The following is a 23,968-nucleotide window of genomic DNA, read 5'->3' as shown; positions in this document are numbered from 1 at the left end:
GTAACCGAAAAATCACATTAAGTGAGTAATGGGATTTTTCAACTTATAGGAGGGTTAATCATGAAGATAAGTCGTTTAACGAAACGAATATCAATGGGAGCCATTGCACTTGTATGTTCGATCGGATTCGCTTTGCCGGCTTCCGCAATCGGAACGGATTCTATGAAACAAGAACCAAAAGGAGCTTATGTCCCATCCGGAACACCTGACCTGTCAACACTCAATTCCCCATTCTCCATGAAAAGCAGCATGAAAGGCAAAGGCAATAAGAAGAATCAGCAAGCTCTTGGTCCTGCTAACCCTTCTTATACCATCGATGTAGACTATAACTCTTCCACTCATAAAGTAGCAGGAACCTTGGAAGTGACGTTTAAAAATAATATAAAAAACAACTTAAGCGAATTGTATTTCAACCTTTGGGGAAATGCCGAGGTTTTTAAAGAGAACGGCGGCGGAATGAATGTTTCCGATGTAAAAGTAAACGGGAAAAACGCGGCTTTTGAAATAAATGAGACAGCACTACATATCAAGGATCTTTCTTTGAGCAAAAATAAGAAAGCGACCGTCAGCATGGATTTCGAGGTGAGCTTACCTGAACAACAGGATCGATTCGGATGGTACGGCGAGACAGTTTCCATGGGGAACTGGTTCCCCATCCTGGCCGTGTATGATGACGAAGGATGGAACGTGGATCCTTACTATCCCTATGGCGAATCCTTCTACTCTTTATCAGGAAAATATGACGTAACCGTTACAACCGACAAAAATCAGGTGATTGCGGCTACCGGAGAAGAAGTAGGCAAAGCAAAGATTACAGGCGATAAAGCCACCCACCGCTACAAAGCCAAGGATGTCCGTGATTTTGCCTTGGAAATGAATCCAAATTACCGGGTGATCTCTACTGAAGTCAATAATATTAAAGTGAATGTCTATTATTCAGACGAGCACTCCAAGTACGCTGCCGCCCTCCTCGAATCCGGAGAAGACAGCATCAGGCTCTTCAGTGAGAAATTCGGCCAATACCCTTGGCCAGAACTGGATATCGTGACGATGGAAGGCTGGTTCGGCGGGATGGAGTATCCACAGCTTGTCATGATCAGTCTTGCAGGCGACCGTCCACTTGATTGGGCCAAGTCCGTCAACGCTCATGAAATCGGTCACCAATGGTTCTACGGCATCATCGGCAATAACGAATACGATGAGCCATGGCTCGACGAATCGTTTGCCAGTTTTGCAGCCGCTTTATATGATGGGGAACTCGATTCACTTCAAGTTGAACCTACCGAAGAAACGTACTATCACCTCTCAAGCCAAATTTCCGATTTCACTGCAAGAGCAGATGAAGGGGGCATCGGTGCCTATTATTATATGATCTACAATTACGGATCCAGCACCATCAATGACTTAAGAGAATTGCTGGGTGACGAAGTTTTTTATTCCGCCATGCAGACCTATTTCAAGCAGCAGAAATTCGGTATTTCCACTACACGGGATTTTATCGCTTCCATGGAAAAATCTACGGGAAGAGATTTAATGCCGTTCTTCAGGGATCATCGGGTGTTACTTTCAGATCAGGAATAAAAAGAAACCCGGTCATCCTCATGGACTGACCGGGTTTCTTCTATTTAATCCTTACTCGACCGTAACAGACTTAGCCAAGTTACGCGGCTTATCTACATCGCAATCGCGGTGCAGGGCAGCATAGTAAGAGATTAATTGTAATGGGATGACAGAGATAAGAGGTGTTAACAATGGGTTAACCTCCGGGATGACGAAGCGATCTTCTTCGTCTTCTAAGCCTTTCATGGAAATGATACAAGGGTTTGCTCCACGAGCTACTACCTCTTTCACATTTCCTCTGATGCCTAGGTTTACTTCTTCCTGTGTTGCAAGGGCAACGATCGGTGTTCCTTCTTCGATTAGGGCGATTGTACCGTGCTTAAGCTCTCCTCCGGCAAATCCTTCTGCCTGGATGTAAGAGATTTCTTTCAGCTTCAATGCACCTTCAAGGCCTACATAGAAGTCGAGTGAACGGCCGATGAAGAAACAGTTACGAGTAGTTGACAGATATTCGCGGGCGATATCTTCAAACTCTTCTTTCGTATCGCAAAGTGCTTCCATCGCAGTAGCCACGATACCCAGTTCCTGAACAAGGTCAAAGTCCTGGTTGTTTCCGCATGCCTGCCCGGCAACGTGTGCAAGGATCGCAAGCACTGCAAGCTGAGCTGTGTACGCTTTCGTTGAAGCAACCGCAATCTCAGGTCCTGCATGAAGAAGCAATGTGTAATCCGCTTCACGTGACAGGGTAGAACCCGCTACGTTTGTGATCGTCAATGATTTATGTCCAAGCTCTTTGATCTGGACAAGTACGGCACGACTGTCTGCCGTTTCACCACTTTGTGAGATGAATACGAACAATGGTTTCTTAGAAAGTAAAGGCATGTTGTAGCTGAATTCGCTTGCTACATGAACTTCTACAGGGATCCCTGCGCTCTTCTCGATAAATTGCTTTCCAACAAGGCCAGCGTGGTAGCTCGTTCCACATGCAATGATGTAGACACGATCCGCTTCTTTCATCGCTCCGACGATAGGCTCATCGATGTGAAGCTCGTTGTTCTCGTTTTGGTAAGCCTGGATGATTTTACGCATCACTAGAGGCTGCTCGTCGATTTCTTTCAGCATATAGTGAGGGTATGTTCCTTTTTCAATATCACTGGCATCGATTTCAGCCGTGTAAGGAGCACGTTCCATTACTTCACCGATCAGATTTTGAATTTCGACCTTTTCCTTCGTTACGATGACCATTTCTTTATCCATCAGCTCAACATATTGATCCGTTACTTGAATCATCGCCATAGCATCACTTGCTACAACGTTGAAGTCTTCTCCAAGACCGACAAGAAGTGGACTTTTGTTTTTCGCTACATAGATGGTTTCATCGTTCTCAGAATCTAAAAGGGCAATCGCATAAGAACCTTTAAGAAGCATCAGCGTTTGACGGAACGCTTCCTCAACCGTATTTCCTTCTTCCACGATCTTTTCGATCAGCTGTACGATGACTTCAGTATCCGTATCACTCTTGAACGTTACGTCTGTCAGGTATTCGCGCTTCAGTTGGGAGTAGTTTTCGATTACTCCGTTATGAACGATCGTGAATCGGCCTGAGTTACTTTGATGAGGGTGGGCATTCACCTGGCTTGGTACACCGTGGGTAGCCCAGCGTGTGTGTCCGATTCCAGTGTTGCTTGATACGTTCTCATCAACGATGCCGCGAAGGTCTGCAATACGACCTTTCTCCTTGAACACATGGATGCCTTCTTCGTTTTGAACGGCGATTCCTGCAGAATCATAACCGCGGTACTCAAGCTTCTCAAGACCTTTTAAAAGAATTTCCTTTGTATCTGAACTTCCAATATATCCAACAATACCACACATAATTTATATTTCCTCCCTGAACATGCAAGGGGGCAAGAACTCTTTTGGGGACAACTTGCCCCCTTATCTCTGTTTGTCATTAGTTTTTTAGGTCACTTTTTTCTTCCCTTTGTGCATTAAGTTGCCTTAACGTTTTAAGGACGAAACTTTCGGTTCGGTGACATATGCGAACCGGGAGGCATCCGCCGAATACTCGATAAACCTCCACCTCGTCAACTAAACGATCCTTTACGTATCCATCGCTTAGTCCTGGCGCTTTATAGGATTATTACTTACAATCCACCTTTCCTTCTTGAATTACATTCCCATTTTATTTGAAAAACGAAAACAAAATCATCATACACCAGCAGGTTTCCCTTCGTCAATATAAATCTCATGACATCAATAAGTTGTTATCCATTTGTCATGTTCCCGACACAGGATAGTGATAAACCCTTTCAAAAGGTCTCTACTAATTAAATATGCACAAGAGGCTCATATTGACCCCTTGTGCATGAAAAATCAACTATTCGTTTAGACCCATTTCCTGGTCGACGACCTGTACGATTTCATTCACATATCGCTCACAAAGTTCTTCCGTAGGTGCTTCCGCCATTACACGCACCAAAGGCTCTGTTCCGGAAGGACGTACAAGAATACGGCCATTTCCGTTCATTTCTTCTTCCACCTTTTGAATGACGTTTTTCACCGTGTCGTTATCCGTGACATGGTGCTTATCCGTCACTCGTACATTCACAAGCTTCTGAGGAAACTTCTGCATCTCTCCGGCAAGTTCAGAAAGTGATTTACCTGTCACCTTCATGATGTTCACCAGCTGAATTCCCGTTAATAGTCCGTCCCCAGTCGTATTGTAATCCAGGAAGATGATATGGCCTGACTGCTCTCCACCGAGTGTGTAACCGTTTTTCTTCATCTCTTCCACCACATAGCGGTCCCCGACGGCTGTCTGGATGCTCTGGATGCCATTCTCTTCAAGTCCTTTATGGAACCCTAGATTACTCATTACAGTCGATACGACAGTAGACTGTTTTAACTGCCCTTGTGATTTCAAGTACTTACCGCAGATGTACATGATCTGATCGCCGTCAACGATCTGTCCGTGCTCATCAATGGCAATGATCCGATCTCCATCTCCATCAAAGGCAAGACCCAGATCCGCGCCTTTTTCTTTCACCATTTCAGCCAATGTTTCCGGGTGAGTGGAGCCGACACCTTCATTGATGTTCAATCCATTCGGGGATGCTCCCATTGTGGAAATATCGGCATCCAGATCAGCAAACAGGTGAGTGGCAAGGGCGGATGTAGCACCGTGTGCACAATCTAACGCAATATGTAAACCATCGAAATCTTCGTCTACTGATTGTTTTAAATACTGCAGATACTTCTGACCGCCTTCGAAATAGTCACTTACCTGCCCAAGGTCCGCGCCTGTCGGACGAGGAAGCCCGTCAACGGTTTGGTCCAACAGATCTTCAATTTCACTTTCCTGGTCATCGGAAAGCTTGAAGCCATCCGGTCCGAAGAATTTAATTCCGTTATCGGCAACCGGGTTATGAGAAGCGGAAATCATGACCCCCGCCTGAGCTCCGAGCGCCTTTGTCAGATAAGCGACACCAGGAGTTGAAATCACGCCTAAGCGCATCACTTCAGCACCTATTGAAAGAAGTCCCGCTACAAGAGCCCCTTCCAGCATATGTCCGGAAATCCGGGTATCCCGTCCAATCAATATTTTGGGACGTGTAGCATCCTTTGTCAGAACATATCCACCAAATCGGCCGAGCTTAAACGCTAATTCCGGTGTCAATTCGGTATTCGCTACACCTCTTACTCCATCCGTTCCAAAATACTTACCCATTGTCATTCTCTCCTTTTTACAGCTCTATGCTGATGTGTTCTTTTCTTTAATTTCTACTTTTACCTTTTTTTGCGAAAGGGTCCATTCAACATTCTCCGGCCCTTCCGCTTCTATTTCTACCTCATGTTCCCCGGGTTCGAGCCCTGTAAGATCGAGAGCAAGAGAGAAATCTTCTTTCTTCACACTACTCACTTCTTCGTTTTCACCTTTCAGAGACACGTCCACTACTCCGTTTTCAGGTTCCATGATGGTGTACTCATATTCGTCAGCCAATCCTTCAGGTTTGATTTCGATCCCGGATAAGCTTTTCTCTTCGGTTGTGTTCACATTAACTGTGACTTTTACTTCTTCAGGAGCCACTTTATTCAAACCATCCTGTAGGGCGAGTGGCACAGTAATGGTCGAATCCTTCGTGATCTTGGAAAGATCGACTTCTGCCAGGAGTTCTTCGACTGTGTCGAGTACATCCTGCCTTCCAAAGACCGTTGCTTCTTTAGGTTCCACTGAAATCGACTCAAGGGTGGTACCCTTCGGAAGGCTTCCTTTTTGTTTGATGGTGACTGGTACGGCCTTACTCGGATTCACGACCGACACGGTCACATCCACCACTTCAGGATCCACTTGGACATCCAGTTTGTTATATTCCCGGTCGAGCACCTGTACCCTGGCTTCCCTAGTCACATTTTCATTGATTTCTTCGTCTACATCGAGTGTGGCAATCACGTAGGCAATCCGCTCTACCTCATCCTTCGAGCCTGTCACCTTCACGGATTTTGGATCGACGGCAAGACCTTCTTCCTCATATCCATTGGATAGTATACTCTCATTGAATTTAGGTTCAATGGTGAATTCTTCCGTGACCTTTTCCTGTACGGAAATATTGGCGAAATCAGGATCGATCTTCACATCCAATTTATCAGAGATGTTCTGAATCTGAATTTCCACACGGTGTTCACCTATTCCAATATCATTTAAATCAACATATACTTGAAAGTCTTTGAGGGTTTTCGCCTGTTGGACAATCGCTTTTGATCCCTCCACGGTCACGTTCACGGTATCCGGCAAGCCTGACACTTCCAAGTTCTCACTATCATAGAACACTTCAAGCGGGACATCCTGGATCGTTTCAATCGCATTCTGGGACGTACCGTTACTATTGTTGGCCGTCTTCTGAATATCGTCAAAGTTCACGGATAGATAAAGAATGAAAGCTAGCATGAGTCCGACGATACGCATGAACCAACGGCTTTCCATGAATTTATCCATTTTCTTTCTTCCCCCTAAAGCTCCATTTTGTCGAGGAAGCATTCGTTTTATCGCCAATGAGCTCTAATGTAAGAATTTCCCTGAAGCGCTCCAGAGAGAGATCGCGATGCAACTCCCCATTTTTCGTAATGGAGATAGCTCCCGTTTCTTCTGACACAACGATGGTGATACTATCCGTCACTTCACTGACACCAAGTGCAGCTCTGTGCCTTGTTCCCAGTTCCTTTGAGATGAAAGGACTTTCCGATAACGGTAGATAGCATGCAGCTGCTGCGATTTGATTCTTCTGTACAATCACCGCTCCATCATGAAGTGGTGTATTCGGGATGAAGATATTAATGAGCAGCTGGGACGAAATTTTCGCATCAAGGGGTATACCTGTTTCAATATAATCACTCATCCCCGTCTCCCTCTCAAGAGTAAGGAGAGCCCCGATCCGCCGCTTTGCCATATAGCTTACGGCTTTTGTCATGGATTCAATCATCTGTTCCTGCTCTTCTTCCTCCTGAAGCCCTGTCCTTGAGAACAATCGGCCACGACCAAGCTGTTCAAGGGCCCGGCGGAGTTCAGGCTGGAAGATGATGATGATCGCAAGGAACCCCCATGTGAGGGCTTGTTCCATCATCCATCCCAGTGTATCGAGACCAAAGATACTACTCAGGCCTCTTACAATGATGATGACAAAAATACCTTTTAATAATTGTACTGCTTTCGTTCCTTTTATCAGCATGATCAGTTTATAGATTACAAACCATACAACGAGTATATCTACAATATCAGAGACATAATCCAGCGCGGAGTAATCCGAAAAAATATCGATAAACGGCATATTACATCCTCCAATAGCTTAATCGAAAGCGTAAGCCGCCATGTGTGGCTTCTCCATTTTCGTAACGTTCCTATTATAGCACATTTTATCACTGTCAAATGAAAGACACCCACGGCTTCATGATTCTTTCTATTCTCTTCATGAACTCACGTTTTTGCATAAAAAAACTGACACGAACATCATAAGTGTCAGCCCTTTAGGGACGGACCTGACATTCCATCCCCTCTATTTTATCCTACTTTTCTTCAAGTTGCGAATTTCCCCAATCCAACGTGTCTTTAGCCCCTTTTTTAATCTGGTACCAAAGCCACTCAAACGCCTCATCGATTTCATGGATTTCTCCTGTCACACTGCCTGCAGAAGCCAGATATTGATTACCGTTGATGACGGTCACGTTCCCTGTGACTTTTCCTTCTATTTTCACATCACCATTCCGGACGGTCAGGTCACCATTTACGACTTCCCCCTCAGGTACGACAACCGTATGATCCTGAACGACTAATTTAGTATTTTTCGTAAATGAGAAGTCCTCATCATTCCAGGAGGTAAGGAAACTTCCTGTCATAAAGAACAGGAACAGGGCCGCAGCCGTAAGTAGCGGGTGGTGACGGAACCATCTCTGCACCCCTATCTTCTTCTTCTCTTTCGGTAATCCCGCCATGACTTTATCTGTAAAGTCTGCAGAAGCACTGATATGAGATGTGCTTTGTACAAACGCAATCGCTTTTTTCAATTCATGGAAATGATGCTGACAATCGCTGCATTCCTGCAAATGATGTTTCAGCGTTTCTTCTTTCTCCCTATTTAAGTCTCCATCTAAATAATCGTGCATATAGTCGATGATTTCTTCAGGACAAGGTTTCATGTTCACTCACCCTCTCTACAGTGATCGTAATTGTTTTCTGAGAGCTTCCCGCCCTCTATGTACTCTCGTTTTAACCGTTCCTAACGGTAAATCCAGTATTTCGCTGATTTCCTGAAGCGGGAGCTCTTCAATGTATTTTAAAACGATGACCGATCGATATTTCTCCGGTAACTTGGAAATTTCTTTCTGTATGGTCTCCTGCAACTCCATATTCTCCACTTCATCTTCCGGAAGCTGAACATCAGCAGCCACCTGAGAGTACATTGTCAATCCTTCCGTTCCTGCCACCTCTGCATCCAGGAAGTAATCCGGCTTTTTCTTACGAATCCGGTCGATGCAAAGATTTGTCGCAATCCTGAACAGCCAGGTCGAAAACTTTCTCTTTTGATTAAAAGTCTCGATATTTACGTATGCCCTAATAAATGCCTCTTGGGCGATATCCTCTGCTTCATGACGATTCCCAAGCATGCGGAAGCAAATTTGGAACACTTTATCTTTGTAAAGCTCGACCAATTCTGCAAAGGCATTTTGATCACCTTTCAATACTTGTTTTATCCGTTTATTCACTAACGCTTCCATTTCACAACCTCCGCTCTATGCGGCTATATTTATATACGTAGTACCCTATCAAAAGGTTTCAATTTTTTTATATTATTATCCTAACAAATTTTTAAGGAAATGTGTTTACATTTATTAGAAAAGGGGTATAAAGGAACTAATATTTCTATTGCGGGAGGATCTCGAAATGAGGAGAAGAATGAATGATTTATTATTTCAAATTGAAGACTGCCGTCGCCAAATGGTCGAACTAGCATTAAAGTCTTCCTTTGCCGATGAGCAAGTAGTTGATTTGAGTACTCGTCTTGACGATCTGTTAAATCAATATCAAGTGGTCAAGCACCATTGAAGGGGAATAGATGAAGGCTGGAATCCTTAGAGGGTTCCAGCCTTTTTTGACATTTATTATAGTAACTTCTCTCCAAAAAGTGATCCCATCAACGCAACGGCAACCGTAGCTGTCTTATTCTTCTCATCCAGGATGGGATTTACCTCCACGAATTCAGCAGACGTAATCAATCCAGACTCCTCAAGCATCTCCATCGCCAAATGACTCTCGCGGTAGCTGATCCCTCCAAGGACAGGCGTCCCAACTCCAGGGGCATCACTTGGATCCAGGCCGTCTAAATCAAGTGATAGATGAACCCCATCCGTTCTTCCCTTCAAGTAATCAATGGATTCTTCCATTACCCTTGTCATTCCCAGGCGGTCGATTTCATGCATCGTATACACTTTGATGCCTTTTTCCTTAATCAACTCTCTTTCTCCTTCATCTAAAGAACGTGCACCGATGATGACGATGTTCTCAGGCTTGATCTTTGGTGAACTTTGCCCGATACCCGTTAAATCCTCATGGCCGATCCCAAGGCTTACTGCCAGGGGCATCCCGTGTATATTTCCGGACGGAGAGGTGTCTCCCGTATTCAAGTCACCGTGGGCATCGTACCAAATCACCCCTAAGTTCTCATAATGGGGAGAAACCCCTGCCAATGTTCCAATCGCAATACTGTGATCCCCACCAAAAATCAATGGGAAATCCCCGCTGCCAATGACATCATTCACCTTACCGGCAAGCGTTTCGCTTGCTTCAGCAACCGCTTTCAAATTTCGTAAATTTGTATCAGGATTATTATGTACACGTTCAGCTTGACCGATCTCAATATCACCCAGGTCCTTGATATCATATCCGAGATTCTCAAGTCGCTCAACGATACCGGCATAACGAATCGCACTCGGTCCCATGTCCACACCTCTGCGCATTTGACCTAAATCCATCGGTACACCAATAATTGAAATGTTTCTTTTCATCAAAAATTCCCCCTATTCAAAATTTACATCCTACCCCCATTGTATCCCTAGTAGGGCCGATGACTCAACTGGACAGGATTGTGTATATATATGCGTGGGCGGAGGGGTTATGGGAGAATGAGTGTAAGTTTATGTATTAGGCCATCAAACGTATTATTTATGTACACAAAAAAAACCTCAAATCTCCTAAAAGATTTGAGGTCTAATCATGTCGTATGTATGTTGATTTTTTTGCTTCATAAGCGGATGGATATTTTTGCATCTGCAAAATATCTTTGGTGGAGCCTAGCGGGATCGAACCGCTGACCTCCTGCGTGCAAAGCAGGCGCTCTCCCAGCTGAGCTAAGGCCCCATATAGAGAAATTCTCACACCAAGAGATGTGAGAAATGTGTGATGAGCCATGAAGGATTCGAACCTTCGACCCTCTGATTAAAAGTCAGATGCTCTACCAACTGAGCTAATGGCTCGTAATGGCTGGGCTAGCTGGATTCGAACCAACGCATGTCGCAGTCAAAGTGCGATGCCTTACCGCTTGGCTATAGCCCAATAATTACGTGAATGGCATAAAAAAGGGACATTTATAGGATGTCCATTTTACAATGAAATATACAAAATGGTGGAGGGGGGCAGATTCGAACTGCCGAACCCGAAGGAGCGGATTTACAGTCCGCCGCGTTTAGCCACTTCGCTACCCCTCCAGCTAAAAAACAATGGTGCCGGCAAGAGGACTTGAACCCCCAACCTACTGATTACAAGTCAGTTGCTCTACCAGTTGAGCTACACCGGCATATATGGTTATCAAACATTCATTTTACTTTCGTAAAAAAATGGTGGAGGATGACGGGATCGAACCGCCGACCCTCTGCTTGTAAGGCAGATGCTCTCCCAGCTGAGCTAATCCTCCGTTATGTATCTTTTCCTTCAAAAAGAAAATGGTGACCCATACGGGATTCGAACCCGTGTTACCGCCGTGAAAGGGCGGTGTCTTAACCGCTTGACCAATGGGCCGGTTTGTAAAAAAAAATAAAAGCTTCCAACCGGGCTCGAACCGGTGACCTCTTCCTTACCATGGAAGCACTCTACCTGCTGAGCTATGGAAGCAATGGCTCCGCAGGCAAGATTCGAACTTGCGACCGATCGGTTAACAGCCGATAGCTCTACCACTGAGCTACTGCGGAATGATTTGGCCTGGCGACGTCCTACTCTCACAGGGGGAGATCCCCCAACTACCATCGGCGCTGAAGAGCTTAACTTCCGTGTTCGGCATGGGAACGGGTGTGACCTCTTCGCCATTATCACCAGACATATTGCTTACAATGACAAATATTATTATATAATATTTTCGGTAAAAATCAAGGTATAAATGAAAATTTATTCCCTGAAAACTAGATAAAGAATTGATGTCAAGAAAGCCGAATATCGACCAATTGTTGTTCATATAAATATGACTCTTTGTGGTTAAGTCCTCGATCGATTAGTATCAGTCAACTCCACATGTCGCCATGCTTCCATCTCTGACCTATCTACCTAGTCATCTTCTAGGGATCTTACTCACTTACGTGATGGGAAATCTCATCTCGAGGGGGGCTTCATGCTTAGATGCTTTCAGCACTTATCCCTTCCGCACATAGCTACCCAGCGATGCCTTTGGCAAGACAACTGGTACACCAGCGGTGCGTCCATCCCGGTCCTCTCGTACTAAGGACAGCTCCTCTCAAATTTCCTGCGCCCACGACGGATAGGGACCGAACTGTCTCACGACGTTCTGAACCCAGCTCGCGTACCGCTTTAATGGGCGAACAGCCCAACCCTTGGGACCGACTACAGCCCCAGGATGCGATGAGCCGACATCGAGGTGCCAAACCTCCCCGTCGATGTGGACTCTTGGGGGAGATAAGCCTGTTATCCCCGGGGTAGCTTTTATCCGTTGAGCGATGGCCCTTCCATGCGGAACCACCGGATCACTAAGCCCGACTTTCGTCCCTGCTCGACTTGTAGGTCTCGCAGTCAAGCTCCCTTGTGCCTTTACACTCTGCGAATGATTTCCAACCATTCTGAGGGAACCTTTGGGCGCCTCCGTTACTCTTTAGGAGGCGACCGCCCCAGTCAAACTGCCCACCTGACACTGTCTCCCACCCCGATAAGGGGCGCGGGTTAGAATTTCAATACAGCCAGGGTAGTATCCCACCGATGCCTCCACCGAAGCTGGCGCTCCGGTTTCCAAGGCTCCTACCTATCCTGTACAAGCTGTACCAAAATTCAATATCAGGCTACAGTAAAGCTCCACGGGGTCTTTCCGTCCTGTCGCGGGTAACCTGCATCTTCACAGGTACTATAATTTCACCGAGTCTCTCGTTGAGACAGTGCCCAGATCGTTACGCCTTTCGTGCGGGTCGGAACTTACCCGACAAGGAATTTCGCTACCTTAGGACCGTTATAGTTACGGCCGCCGTTTACTGGGGCTTCGATTCGCACCTTCGCTTGCGCTAAGCACTCCTCTTAACCTTCCAGCACCGGGCAGGCGTCAGCCCCTATACTTCGCCTTACGGCTTCGCAGAGACCTGTGTTTTTGCTAAACAGTCGCCTGGGCCTATTCACTGCGGCTCTCTCGGGCTTGCACCCTACCAGAGCACCCCTTCTCCCGAAGTTACGGGGTCATTTTGCCGAGTTCCTTAACGAGAGTTCTCTCGCTCACCTTAGGATTCTCTCCTCGCCTACCTGTGTCGGTTTGCGGTACGGGCACCTTTTTCCTCGCTAGAGGCTTTTCTTGGCAGTGTGGAATCAGGAACTTCGCTACTATAATTCGCTCGCTATCACAGCTCAGCCTTCGCGATGATGGGATTTGCCTCATCATCAGCCTAACTGCTTAGACGCACATATCCAGCAGTGCGCTTACCCTATCCTCCTGCGTCCCCCCATTGCTCAAACGGAAAAGAGGTGGTACAGGAATATCAACCTGTTGTCCATCGTCTACGCCTATCGGCCTCGACTTAGGTCCCGACTAACCCTGAGCGGACGAGCCTTCCTCAGGAAACCTTAGGCATTCGGTGGATGGGATTCTCACCCATCTTTCGCTACTCATACCGGCATTCTCACTTCTAAGCACTCCACCAGTCCTTACGGTCTAGCTTCGCAGTCCTTAGAACGCTCTCCTACCACTGACACCTAGAGGTGTCAATCCACAGCTTCGGTGATACGTTAGCCCCGGTACATTTTCGGCGCAGAGTCACTCGACCAGTGAGCTATTACGCACTCTTTAAATGGTGGCTGCTTCTAAGCCAACATCCTGGTTGTCTAAGCAACTCCACATCCTTTTCCACTTAACGTATACTTTGGGACCTTAGCTGGTGGTCTGGGCTGTTTCCCTTTCGACTACGGATCTTATCACTCGCAGTCTGACTCCCATGGATAAGTCTTTGGCATTCGGAGTTTGTCTGAATTCGGTAACCCGATGAGGGCCCCTAGTCCAAACAGTGCTCTACCTCCAAGACTCTTACACATGAGGCTAGCCCTAAAGCTATTTCGGAGAGAACCAGCTATCTCCAAGTTCGATTGGAATTTCTCCGCTACCCACACCTCATCCCCGCACTTTTCAACGTGCGTGGGTTCGGACCTCCATTCAGTGTTACCTGAACTTCATCCTGGACATGGGTAGATCACCTGGTTTCGGGTCTACGACCACATACTCAATTCGCCCTTTTCAGACTCGCTTTCGCTGCGGCTCCGTCTTATCAACTTAACCTTGCATGGGATCGTAACTCGCCGGTTCATTCTACAAAAGGCACGCCATCACCCGTTAACGGGCTCTGACTACTTGTAGGCACACGGTTTCAGGTTCTATTTCACTCCCCTTCCGGGGTGCTTTTCACCTTTCCCTCACGGTACTGGTTCACTATCGGTCACTAGGGAGTATTTAGCCTTGGGAGATGGTCCTCCCAGCTTCCGACGGGATTTCACGTGTCCCGCCGTACTCAGGATCCACTCAAGAGGGAATGAAGTTTCAACTACAGGGTTGTTACCTTCTTTGACGAGCCTTTCCAGACTTCTTCGTCTACTTCATTCCTTTGTAACTCCGTATAGAGTGTCCTACAACCCCAAGAGGCAAGCCTCTTGGTTTGGGCTATATCCCGTTTCGCTCGCCGCTACTCAGGGAATCGCAATTGCTTTCTCTTCCTCCAGGTACTTAGATGTTTCAGTTCCCTGGGTCTGCCTTCCATACTCTATGTATTCAAGTAAGGATATTGTTCCATTACGAACAATGGGTTCCCCCATTCGGAAATCTCTGGATCAAAGCTCACTTACAGCTCCCCAAAGCATATCGGTGTTAGTCCCGTCCTTCGTCGGCTCCTAGTGCCAAGGCATCCACCGTGCGCCCTTCATAACTTAACCGAATTGGTTGTTACATCAGGTTTAAAACCTAAAATGGCGATACTCGGTAATTTCTTGACTATCAATTTATCTTTATCTAGTTTTCAAAGAACAAACACAACTTTTATCTCGCAAGAGATAAAAAATGTTTTGACAGTAATTAAACCATCAAAACTGAACAAAACTTCGACTGTCAAACGTTTTAGTAAATCTTCCTTAGAAAGGAGGTGATCCAGCCGCACCTTCCGATACGGCTACCTTGTTACGACTTCACCCCAATCATCTGTCCCACCTTAGGCGGCTGGCTCCAAAAGGTTACCTCACCGACTTGGGTGTTACAAACTCTCGTGGTGTGACGGGCGGTGTGTACAAGGCCCGGGAACGTATTCACCGCGGCATGCTGATCCGCGATTACTAGCGATTCCAGCTTCATGTAGGCGAGTTGCAGCCTACAATCCGAACTGAGAACGGTTTTATGGGATTGGCTAAACCTCGCGGTCTCGCTGCCCTTTGTACCGTCCATTGTAGCACGTGTGTAGCCCAGGTCATAAGGGGCATGATGATTTGACGTCATCCCCACCTTCCTCCGGTTTGTCACCGGCAGTCATCTTAGAGTGCCCAACTGAATGCTGGCAACTAAGATCAAGGGTTGCGCTCGTTGCGGGACTTAACCCAACATCTCACGACACGAGCTGACGACAACCATGCACCACCTGTCACTCTGTCCCCCGAAGGGGAAAGCCCTATCTCTAGGGTTGTCAGAGGATGTCAAGACCTGGTAAGGTTCTTCGCGTTGCTTCGAATTAAACCACATGCTCCACCGCTTGTGCGGGCCCCCGTCAATTCCTTTGAGTTTCAGTCTTGCGACCGTACTCCCCAGGCGGAGTGCTTAATGCGTTAGCTGCAGCACTAAGGGGCGGAAACCCCCTAACACTTAGCACTCATCGTTTACGGCGTGGACTACCAGGGTATCTAATCCTGTTTGCTCCCCACGCTTTCGCGCCTCAGTGTCAGTTACAGACCAGAAAGTCGCCTTCGCCACTGGTGTTCCTCCAAATATCTACGCATTTCACCGCTACACTTGGAATTCCACTTTCCTCTTCTGCACTCAAGTTCCCCAGTTTCCAATGACCCTCCACGGTTGAGCCGTGGGCTTTCACATCAGACTTAAGGAACCACCTGCGCGCGCTTTACGCCCAATAATTCCGGACAACGCTTGCCACCTACGTATTACCGCGGCTGCTGGCACGTAGTTAGCCGTGGCTTTCTGGTTAGGTACCGTCAAGGTGCCGCCCTATTCGAACGGCACTTGTTCTTCCCTAACAACAGAGCTTTACGATCCGAAAACCTTCATCACTCACGCGGCGTTGCTCCGTCAGACTTTCGTCCATTGCGGAAGATTCCCTACTGCTGCCTCCCGTAGGAGTCTGGGCCGTGTCTCAGTCCCAGTGTGGCCGATCACCCTCTCAGGTCGGCTACGCATCGTTGCCTTGGTGAGCCGTTACCTCACCAACTAGCTAATGCGCCGCGGGTCCATCTGTAAGTGATAGCCGAAGCCATCTTTCAACATTTCCTCATGCGAGGAAATGGGTTATCCGGTATTAGCCCCGGTTTCCCGGAGTTATCCCAGTCTTACAGGCAGGTTACCCACGTGTTACTCACCCGTCCGCCGCTGATATCAGGGAGCAAGCTCCCATCAATCCGCTCGACTTGCATGTATTAGGCACGCCGCCAGCGTTCGTCCTGAGCCAGGATCAAACTCTCCGATAAAAGTTTGAATAGCTCTTTAAAATAAATCTAGAATTAACGTTGACGTATTGTCTTGTTTTGTTCAGTTTTCAAGGTTCAATTTGTAAGTGCTTCCGTTTGAAGCGACTTTATTAATTTATCACAATTCATCATGTGATGTCAACTGTTTTTTAAAATTATTTATTGGTGTTTCTTCTAAATAATTCATTGTGTTTCAGCGACGTTTATTACTATATCAAGATTTTAAATACGGGTCAATACATTTTGTGAACTTTTTTAATAAATTATTTCATTCCCATTACTACTATTTCATCCATAGTCCCTCGCATTTATGATAATGAAAGCTCTCCCTTGCATTAAAAGGAGAGCCCGATGACATTAATTTGTTTCTTTCTTAGGTGCTGTCTTCATATATTTCAAACATTCCTTGTGACTCGCAAACCGTTTAAAAAGGGAAAATAAGATTTTATACCGTTCATCCATTGCTCTCTTAACGATATGATCAATTCGAGAATCCTTAAGATCGAACAGTATTTCATCCATCTCTCTTTTCAACAGATATTCTATTTCTTGTTTCTCTCTATCATTAATCATTAACCCCAGCAAGTATGTCACCCCTTTATGTTGGTATTTGTAGTTTTTTCCATTAAAAGATATTTATAATCATTTTTTTGTCAGATAGATATTTTTTTGAAGGACATGCATATCTTTAGTAAAGACAGACGGTTGAACGGAGGGATGACTTTGAATACGTTTCACACAGTAAACGCTAAGAAATTAAAGCAAATTAGTTTGATCATCGTGATTTCTTTCTTTACTGCTTTGTTTGTATATAGCAGTAACCTCTCGACACTTTCGGTTTTCAGTACGAAGGATGGTCCGAAGGCGATTTACAAAGGAGAAAAGGGAGTGGCGATCACCTTCAACATTGGTTGGGGAGATGAAAAGGCAAAGCCGATCCTTGAAGAATTGAAGAAAATGAATGTGACATCCGCTACCTTCTTTCTTTCCGGAGCCTGGGCCGAGCGGCATCCCGATTTAGTGGAACAAATCGTTAAACAGGGGTATGAGATCGGAAATCTCGGCTATGCCTATTCCGACTATACGGAGATGGAACCGAACAAGATAAAGCAGGACATTATGAAGGCGGATGAAGTCTTTAAGAAATTGAATGTGAAAGATGTGAAATTATTACGCGTTCCCACGGGACATTTCGATAAAGCAACGTTGAAGGTCGCCGATTCCCTCGGCTTAACGGTCGTCCACTGGAGCGTGGACTCAAAGGATTGGACTAATCCGGGTGTGGAAGAAATCCTGAATAATGTTAGCAAAGCAAAAAAAGGGGACATTGTCCTGCTTCACGCGTCAGATTCAGCTAAACAGACGAAGGACGCCTTGCCGTCCATAGTGAAAGAGCTTAAAGGAAAAGGTACGTTCATTACGGTATCCGATATGATTTCAAACGGTGATGCCAAGTCATCGCTTATACAGTAATAAAAATCCCGCAAGGTGAACGTCGTTCACCTTGCGGGATTTTTTATTCAACCCTTAGCCGATTGCCTGTGTTCTCTTTCCGCCTGGGACTTCTCTATGTACTTAGGAAGGCGCAATAGTTGGAATGCGTTACAGGCAAGAAGGGCGAGCAGCATAAGATACAGCCACTTCACGGAATTCACCAGTAATACTGGAAGCCATTCGAGTGTCGTCACGACGATCATAAAGAAAAGGGCTGATACAAATGTGTTGGTTTTAGCTTCTGATTGTTGATTCTTGACGTAAGCCACGACAAGACCCACCACAAAGATCCCGATGCCGAGAAGGATATAAGGTGTATACGACTCCCCTTCTACAGCGAAAGCTCTGAACCGGAAGTAAATCAAATCAAACAGCACAAGGGCAATCAGCACCACTTGAACGGGGTTCCATAAGCTCTTGAACATCCCCATCCCGAATTGATGGATGGTTAAATAAGCGAAATAGCCCATTTGACTGATGACACTAAAAGTAAATCCTACAAATATGAACCAGAGTAAACTCGATAATATACCAATCACGTCACCGTCCTGAAAGTATGGCCCGAACTGATCCCATCTTATGATCAGGGCGGCGACACCTGTTATGGCTCCACCGATGACTAACGTATGAATAAATAAACGAATCCAATTGCGGATGGTCACTTCTATTTTCCTCCAAATAAAAAAATATACACTCACTTGATTGTACCAACGCATGTTTAAAAAAGCCAGGTTCCAATTTTACCTGTGCATATTTTTTTCGATATTTCTCATATTAAGGGTAAGGGAATTTGTATGGAAGGAGCCTACCCATGAAAAGATATTCCTTTCTTTTTCTATTGCCCCTTCTTCTTCTATCCGCTTGTGGCGGTGGCGGGGATACGGGCAGTGGCAAAATGGATTATGAAGAGACCAAGAAGATGGTTGTTGATATATTAAAGACGGATGATGGTAAAAAAGCCATCCAGCAAGTCATGTCTGATGAAAAAATGAAGGCAGAGCTTATTATGGATCAGGGTGTTGTAACTGATACGATATCCAAAACCCTCACATCCGAAAAGGGAACAGAATTCTGGAAGAAATCCTTTGAAGATCCGAAGTTTGCTGAAGCCATGGCAAAAAGCATGAAAGATGGCAATGAAAAATTGCTCAAAGACCTCATGAAGGACCCTGAGTACCAAGGAATGATGATGGACCTATTAAAGGATCCGGAATTTAAGAAAGAGCTTACCGAGGTATTAAAGAGCCAGGAATACAAAGAGCATCTGCAAAAGGTGATTACAGAAACCTTCCAAAGTCCGTTATTCAAGGCGAAGCTGCAGGATGTTTTATTGAAGGCTGCAGGGGAAATCAAAGATGGCGGAAAAAGTGAAGGCAACAGCAGTCAATCATCCGGCAGTGACCAGGGTGGTTCTGGAGACTCGGGTGGTACAGGCAGCGGAGGGCAATAGAGACCTTCCTCCTGTCAATGTGACAAACATAAAAAGGGACCAAATGCATATCTCAGCATTGGTCCCTTTTTTGCTTCTTTAAGACAGTTTTTCAATTACTTTGTGAGCGATCTCCCCATATATCTGACCGAGTCGGTGATCCTCTGCATAAATAGAAGGGGCGAAATCCGCTTCATCCCAGTCCGGCTGCTGGAGTGGAAGCTTGCCAAGTAAATCGGTACGGAGCTCTTCTGTAAGCTTCTCTCCACCGCCTTGACCGAAGACGAATTCCTTTTCACCTGTCAGTTTACTTTCAAAGTAAGACATGTTTTCTACCACACCAAGGATGTCATGGTCGGTTTGAAGGGCCATGGCGCCTGCACGGGCTGCAACGAATGCTGCTGTCGGATGAGGTGTCGTCACGATGATTTCCTTACAATGTGGAAGCATCGTATGTAGATCAAGAGCAACGTCTCCTGTGCCAGGTGGAAGGTCCAGCAGTAAATAATCCAGTTCGCCCCACTCGACTTCAGAGAAGAAGTTATTCAGCATTTTACCAAGCATCGGCCCTCTCCAAATAACAGGGGCATTATCCTCTACGAAGAACCCCATGGAGATGACCTTCACGCCGAATCGTTCTACTGGAATAATTCTTTCCCCGCGTACGACCGGCCTTTTCACGATCCCCATCATATCAGGAACGCTAAATCCGTAAATATCGGCATCCACAAGACCGACCTTTTTGCCTTGTCGGGCAAGTGAGACGGCAAGGTTAACCGAAACCGTTGATTTTCCTACGCCGCCTTTTCCGCTGGCAATCGCAATGAAAGTCGTCTTACTTGCAGGGGATAACAGGTCCGTCCCTTCCCCACCTGCGCCTCTATGTTTTTCTAGCTCTTCTTCCGGAAGCTCGGTGAAACGGATCCCGACGGATTCCGCCCCATTCTCCTTTAATACTTGTACAATTTGCTGTTGGAATTGCATTTGCTCCCCGGTACCCGTTTTGGCGATGGCAATTTTCACACTGACATGGTTCTTCTCTTCTTTAACGGAGATGTCTACAACACCATTTGTTTCTTGTAAGGTTTTATTTAAAAAAGGATCTTTCAATCCAAATAAAAGTTCGCGTGTTTGTTGTTCCGATAACATGAATAACCACCCTTTTCTATGTATTCGTTTTCAATCATCTGTTTTCAGTATAACATATTCTCAGTTGAATGAATGCTCAAAAGGTTTTGAATGCTTTTGTCGAATAATAAAAAAAGCTGAGAGGTTATTCCTCGTCAGCTTTTTCTTTGTCCGCGGTCAGGTAGTTGAGTACCCCTTGGTAGACGGAGGCAGCAATCTTTTGCTGGTAATCCTCTTTAAGGAGGTTGGCACGTTCTCCAGGGTTGGAGAGGAAACCGATTTCCACGAGGGCACCTGATTTTTTAGCATGCTTCAGGATATAGACATTTTGCAGACCCTTTGCTTCCCGGGTCGTATTTTCCAGGTTCCGTGTCAGTTCTGCTTGGATTGCTTTGGCGAGTTCTTTATTTTCTTCAAACTTTGGATTGTAGAAGGTTTGCGCCCCGCTCCATTTCGCAGATGGAATGGAGTTCAAGTGGACACTAAGAAACAGATCTGCTTGGGATTCATTGATCAAGCTCAGCCTTTTCTTTAGATCTTCCACTTTTCTTCGGCTGTATCCTCTCGTCCCTTCATCTGCAAGATCTTCATCCTTCTCACGCGTCAGGATCACGAGGGCACCCTGTTCCTGAAGATAATCCCTTATCATCAGTGAGACATTCAATGCGATGTCCTTCTCAAGTGCATTCTGATCCCCGGCCCCGCCGTCCGGTCCACCATGTCCCGGATCTATATAGATGATCTTTCCTGATAAGGGAAGGTTCCACGAATCCCATGTATCTTTGTCTAATATTTTATATTGAATGATGAATAATAAAATAGCCAGTGCAGAAATTATCCCGATAACCTTCAGTTTCTGAACCATTCCAGTCCTCCTATTTCAAGTCTTGGCGACGGAAGAAGCCCCGAGGCCTTTACTAAAAAATATGGGACAAGAATGGGTTTTAGAACTGAAATTAATGCAACCGTAATTTGTGACGCTTAATGCCTTTTTCGTATCCTTCTGACCACCATGTTTCCACAAAGTGCTCACAACAGAAATAAAAGGACTCATCTACTTCATTCGATACACCCATCTCGGACCAATAAAGCCAGAAATTATAAAGTGTATCAATAAAATGCTTCATTTCTTCCTCACAACGCTTTTTCACTAATGTGGTATCTTCACCTGAGTATCCGAATTTGCTGATTTTCCCTCCAAGGAGATAAGCTTCTATGGCAACATCAAAACATGCCTCATCAAATCCCTGCTGCATGAACACGCCGCCTTGAACCTTTATATATCCAAAATGCCGCCGGACACTCTCCTGCAGCATCTTAATTGAAATTTCTTTCAGTAACGTTCTTTCCGTCTTGATCTGCTTCTCTCTTCTCTTTGTATTGAAAGTTGTAATAACGTTCAAAAATCATTCACCCCTTTGAACGTATTTTCCTACTTAACCCACCACTTCATTCGAGTAACTGTTACCAATTTTCTTTGAGGGACGGACCTCCATATCGACCCTTCTGGGAGTTGTCATTTCCTGATATAAAGGGATTTTGCAGCTGAATGATATGCAAATTGGAGGTCCGTCCCTCCAACCCATATAAAAAAAGCCCAGTCGACAGAATCGGCTGAGCTTTTGTGTGAAATAATAATTAACGCTTAGAGAATTGTGGCGCGCGACGTGCACCTTTAAGACCGTATTTTTTACGCTCTTTCATACGAGAGTCACGAGTTAATAATCCAGCGCGTTTTAGAGTTCCACGGTATTCAGGGTCTGCTTGTAGTAAAGCACGAGCGATTCCGTGACGGATCGCACCAGCTTGACCAGCATAGCCTCCACCATTAACGTTTACTAAAACGTCATAGTTACCAAGAGTTTCAGTTGCAACTAGTGGTTGCTTAATTACTTCTCTTAGTGCTGCGAATGGGATATAAACTTCTACTTCACGATCATTGATAACAATGTTTCCGTTACCTGGTACTAAACGTACACGAGCTACTGAGCTCTTACGACGACCAGTTCCGTAATATTGAACTTGAGCCAAGATAATAACCTCCTCTTATTAATTATCCACGAAGTTCGTAAACTTCAGGTTGTTGTGCTTGATGTGGATGCTCTGCTCCAGCATATACATGTAATTTCTTGAACATTTGACGACCTAGAGAACCTTTTGGAAGCATACCTTTGATAGTAAGCTCAAGCATTTTCTCTGAGTAGTTTGTACGCATTTCTAATGCTGTACGTTGTTTTAAACCACCAGGGTGATTAGTGTGACGGTAGTAGATCTTGTCCGTTAACTTCTTCCCAGTAAGTTCAATTTTTGAAGCATTAAGAATGATTACATGATCACCAGTGTCAACATGTGGTGTGAATGTTGGTTTGTGTTTTCCGCGTAGAATTGAAGCAACTTCACTGGATAGACGTCCAAGAGTTTTACCTTCAGCATCTACAACGAACCATTTACGATCGATTTGGTTGGCTTTTGCCATATACGTTGTACGCATGATTTAACCTCCTATTTAATGAATCCGTAGTATTTATTTTCTAATCACAATAAGTTTCCGGGGCTTATCGTGGGGTTAATAACATACCATATGCTATATTATCTTGTTCCCAGTCTATTGTCAAGAGAATGTTACACCAGGATTAGTTGTTTTAGTATTTTTTTTGAAACATGATTATCATTTATAATGCATGTTCAAGGTTTTCATTGAAAAACTGTTGTTCTGTATAAGATAGCGGCCGTTGATTTCCGCTGCAGGTGCTCGCTTTCCGCGGGGCGTGAGTTGAGCCTCCTCGGGCTAAAGCCCTGTGGGGTCTCAACTTTCACGCGTTTCCCGCAGGAGTCGAGCACCTTCCGCTACAATCAACAAAAGGATGCTTACTACCTTTTTCAAAAGGCTAAACCCACACTAAATTTCATCAGAACCATAATCCACCTTCCACAAATACAATCCATGTGGCGGTGCGGTCTTTCCTGCCTCATTACGATCTCGTGCTTCCAGTATTCCAGGTATCTCATCCACTGGTATATTCCCAGAACCTACCTCCAATAAAGTACCGACCAGGATCCTCACCATATTATATAGAAAACCGTTCCCCACAAAAGAAAAAATGATTTCTTCTTCATGTTCCTGAATGTCAATGCGGTGAATGGTTCTTACTTTGTCTTCGACTTCCGTTTTTGCTGAACAAAAACTTGTGAAGTCATGCTCCCCGATCAGGTGCCGGGCAGCACGCTCCATATCAGGAACGGAAAGCGTATGGGGATAGTGAAGGGCGAAATGCCGGTTGAACGGACTTCTTGCTTCCCCTGTATAGATTCGGTAACGGTATTCTTTCTGCTCCACGGAAAACCGCGAGTGGAAGTCCGTTGAAACAAACACGGCTTCTTTCACGGTCACTTCATCCGGTAACCTTGTATTCAGCACGACCGGCCATTTCTCTTCCGGAATGGATAAAGGTGTGTCAAAATGAAAGACTTGACCGTTAGCATGGACACCTGCGTCGGTCCGGCCAGACCCGCTGATCCGGACCGAAACGCCTTTATGGATAGTGGACAGGATGCTTTCTATCAGTCCCTGGACGGTACGCTCTCTAGGTTGTACCTGATAACCATGAAAATATGTTCCATCATATGCGATGGTACACTTCACTCTCTGCATACATGACACT

Annotated in this window: 19 protein-coding genes, 9 tRNA genes and 3 rRNA genes; 4 read left to right on the top strand and 27 right to left on the bottom strand. The window is 45.5% G+C overall.

Features of this window, described 5'->3' with window-relative positions; all coding sequences use genetic code 11:
* Positions 1-60: 60 nt before the first annotated feature.
* Complete coding sequence (locus M1J35_RS03755; protein WP_254652769.1) at positions 61-1,581, top strand: M1 family metallopeptidase; 1,521 nt, start codon at positions 61-63, stop codon at positions 1,579-1,581.
* 51 nt (positions 1,582-1,632) lie between these two features.
* Here M1J35_RS03755 and glmS read toward each other — a convergent pair whose 3' ends face one another.
* The 6 genes from glmS to sigW form a co-directional block, all read right to left on the bottom strand.
* Positions 1,633-3,435 (bottom strand): glutamine--fructose-6-phosphate transaminase (isomerizing), encoded by a 1,803-nt coding sequence (glmS, locus tag M1J35_RS03750; protein ID WP_034765829.1) that lies wholly within the window; start codon positions 3,433-3,435, stop codon positions 1,633-1,635.
* 505 nt (positions 3,436-3,940) lie between these two features.
* Positions 3,941-5,290: a phosphoglucosamine mutase gene (glmM, locus tag M1J35_RS03745; protein WP_034765828.1), complete on the bottom strand. Its 1,350-nt coding sequence runs from the start codon at positions 5,288-5,290 to the stop codon at positions 3,941-3,943.
* Positions 5,291-5,314: 24 nt separating this feature from the next.
* On the bottom strand, positions 5,315-6,556 hold the full coding sequence (locus M1J35_RS03740) for a CdaR family protein (protein ID WP_254652768.1): 1,242 nt from the start codon (positions 6,554-6,556) through the stop codon (positions 5,315-5,317).
* On the bottom strand, positions 6,549-7,385 hold the full coding sequence (gene cdaA, locus M1J35_RS03735; protein WP_034765824.1) for a diadenylate cyclase CdaA: 837 nt from the start codon (positions 7,383-7,385) through the stop codon (positions 6,549-6,551). Before cdaA ends, M1J35_RS03740 begins: the two co-directional genes overlap by 8 nt.
* A 235-nt stretch (positions 7,386-7,620) precedes the next feature.
* A complete protein-coding gene (locus tag M1J35_RS03730) occupies positions 7,621-8,250 on the bottom strand; it encodes an anti-sigma factor family protein (RefSeq protein ID WP_224522344.1) in 630 nt (209 codons plus the stop codon).
* A gap of 15 nt (positions 8,251-8,265) precedes the next feature.
* Positions 8,266-8,829 carry an RNA polymerase sigma factor SigW gene (gene sigW, locus M1J35_RS03725; protein WP_034765821.1) on the bottom strand — a complete coding sequence of 188 codons (564 nt, stop codon included), beginning with the start codon at positions 8,827-8,829 and terminating at the stop codon, positions 8,266-8,268.
* Positions 8,830-8,995: 166 nt separating this feature from the next.
* Between sigW and M1J35_RS03720 the strand changes: the two genes are divergently transcribed.
* Positions 8,996-9,157, top strand: a complete 162-nt coding sequence (locus M1J35_RS03720; protein WP_034765819.1) for an aspartyl-phosphate phosphatase Spo0E family protein — start codon at positions 8,996-8,998, stop codon at positions 9,155-9,157.
* A 56-nt stretch (positions 9,158-9,213) separates the two neighbouring features.
* On the opposite strand, the gene rocF is transcribed toward M1J35_RS03720, so the two are convergent.
* From rocF to M1J35_RS03650, 14 genes are all read right to left on the bottom strand, one after another.
* Entirely contained in the window at positions 9,214-10,116 is a 903-nt protein-coding gene (gene rocF / locus M1J35_RS03715) for an arginase (RefSeq protein ID WP_034765818.1), read from the bottom strand.
* Between the two features lie 276 nt (positions 10,117-10,392).
* Positions 10,393-10,468 (bottom strand) — tRNA-Ala (locus M1J35_RS03710).
* A 43-nt stretch (positions 10,469-10,511) separates the two neighbouring features.
* Positions 10,512-10,584 (bottom strand) — tRNA-Lys (locus tag M1J35_RS03705).
* A 4-nt stretch (positions 10,585-10,588) separates the two neighbouring features.
* Positions 10,589-10,663: transfer RNA gene (locus M1J35_RS03700), tRNA-Gln, on the bottom strand.
* 68 nt (positions 10,664-10,731) lie between these two features.
* Positions 10,732-10,815, bottom strand: a tRNA-Tyr gene (locus M1J35_RS03695).
* Between the two features lie 13 nt (positions 10,816-10,828).
* A tRNA-Thr gene (locus tag M1J35_RS03690) sits at positions 10,829-10,904 on the bottom strand.
* Positions 10,905-10,945: 41 nt separating this feature from the next.
* Positions 10,946-11,021 (bottom strand) — tRNA-Val (locus M1J35_RS03685).
* A gap of 29 nt (positions 11,022-11,050) precedes the next feature.
* Positions 11,051-11,125: transfer RNA gene (locus M1J35_RS03680), tRNA-Glu, on the bottom strand.
* A 20-nt stretch (positions 11,126-11,145) separates the two neighbouring features.
* Positions 11,146-11,218 (bottom strand) — tRNA-Thr (locus M1J35_RS03675).
* A gap of 2 nt (positions 11,219-11,220) precedes the next feature.
* A tRNA-Asn gene (locus M1J35_RS03670) sits at positions 11,221-11,295 on the bottom strand.
* Between the two features lie 8 nt (positions 11,296-11,303).
* A 5S ribosomal RNA gene (rrf, locus tag M1J35_RS03665) occupies positions 11,304-11,420 on the bottom strand.
* A gap of 151 nt (positions 11,421-11,571) precedes the next feature.
* Positions 11,572-14,506, bottom strand: a 23S ribosomal RNA gene (locus tag M1J35_RS03660).
* A gap of 199 nt (positions 14,507-14,705) precedes the next feature.
* A 16S ribosomal RNA gene (locus M1J35_RS03655) occupies positions 14,706-16,255 on the bottom strand.
* The 16S, 23S and 5S rRNA genes sit together here with 9 tRNA genes alongside, the layout of an rRNA operon.
* A 357-nt stretch (positions 16,256-16,612) precedes the next feature.
* Entirely contained in the window at positions 16,613-16,840 is a 228-nt protein-coding gene (locus M1J35_RS03650; RefSeq protein ID WP_034765921.1) for a hypothetical protein, read from the bottom strand.
* Positions 16,841-16,978: 138 nt separating this feature from the next.
* Here M1J35_RS03650 and pdaB point away from each other — a divergent pair, with 138 nt between their 5' ends.
* On the top strand, positions 16,979-17,728 hold the full coding sequence (gene pdaB, locus M1J35_RS03645) for a polysaccharide deacetylase family sporulation protein PdaB (RefSeq protein WP_229597130.1): 750 nt from the start codon (positions 16,979-16,981) through the stop codon (positions 17,726-17,728).
* A 47-nt stretch (positions 17,729-17,775) separates the two neighbouring features.
* On the opposite strand, the gene M1J35_RS03640 is transcribed toward pdaB, so the two are convergent.
* Positions 17,776-18,411: a KinB-signaling pathway activation protein gene (locus tag M1J35_RS03640; RefSeq protein ID WP_079534950.1), complete on the bottom strand. Its 636-nt coding sequence runs from the start codon at positions 18,409-18,411 to the stop codon at positions 17,776-17,778.
* 149 nt (positions 18,412-18,560) lie between these two features.
* Between M1J35_RS03640 and gerD the strand changes: the two genes are divergently transcribed.
* The gene (gene gerD / locus M1J35_RS03635) at positions 18,561-19,199 is read left to right on the top strand and encodes a spore germination lipoprotein GerD (RefSeq protein WP_254652767.1); all 639 of its coding nucleotides are present in this window, start codon (positions 18,561-18,563) and stop codon (positions 19,197-19,199) included.
* A gap of 78 nt (positions 19,200-19,277) precedes the next feature.
* On the opposite strand, the gene M1J35_RS03630 is transcribed toward gerD, so the two are convergent.
* The 6 genes from M1J35_RS03630 to truA form a co-directional block, all read right to left on the bottom strand.
* A complete protein-coding gene (locus M1J35_RS03630; protein WP_229597128.1) occupies positions 19,278-20,327 on the bottom strand; it encodes a P-loop NTPase in 1,050 nt (349 codons plus the stop codon).
* A gap of 124 nt (positions 20,328-20,451) precedes the next feature.
* Positions 20,452-21,171 carry an N-acetylmuramoyl-L-alanine amidase CwlD gene (cwlD, locus tag M1J35_RS03625; protein ID WP_224522347.1) on the bottom strand — a complete coding sequence of 240 codons (720 nt, stop codon included), beginning with the start codon at positions 21,169-21,171 and terminating at the stop codon, positions 20,452-20,454.
* A gap of 91 nt (positions 21,172-21,262) precedes the next feature.
* The gene (locus tag M1J35_RS03620) at positions 21,263-21,709 is read right to left on the bottom strand and encodes a DUF2521 family protein (RefSeq protein WP_034765931.1); all 447 of its coding nucleotides are present in this window, start codon (positions 21,707-21,709) and stop codon (positions 21,263-21,265) included.
* 235 nt (positions 21,710-21,944) lie between these two features.
* Positions 21,945-22,337 carry a 30S ribosomal protein S9 gene (gene rpsI / locus M1J35_RS03615; protein ID WP_034765933.1) on the bottom strand — a complete coding sequence of 131 codons (393 nt, stop codon included), beginning with the start codon at positions 22,335-22,337 and terminating at the stop codon, positions 21,945-21,947.
* A gap of 22 nt (positions 22,338-22,359) precedes the next feature.
* Positions 22,360-22,797: a 50S ribosomal protein L13 gene (gene rplM / locus M1J35_RS03610; RefSeq protein WP_034765935.1), complete on the bottom strand. Its 438-nt coding sequence runs from the start codon at positions 22,795-22,797 to the stop codon at positions 22,360-22,362.
* A gap of 408 nt (positions 22,798-23,205) precedes the next feature.
* A complete protein-coding gene (gene truA, locus M1J35_RS03605; RefSeq protein ID WP_254652766.1) occupies positions 23,206-23,958 on the bottom strand; it encodes a tRNA pseudouridine(38-40) synthase TruA in 753 nt (250 codons plus the stop codon).
* Positions 23,959-23,968 lie beyond the last annotated feature (10 nt).

Origin of the sequence: Rossellomorea sp. KS-H15a, assembly GCF_024195245.1 — a bacterium.
Classification (GTDB): domain Bacteria; phylum Bacillota; class Bacilli; order Bacillales; family Bacillaceae_B; genus Rossellomorea; species Rossellomorea vietnamensis.
Note: the sequence above shows the minus strand (reverse complement) of the source record. Positions and strands in the feature narration are given on the sequence as shown.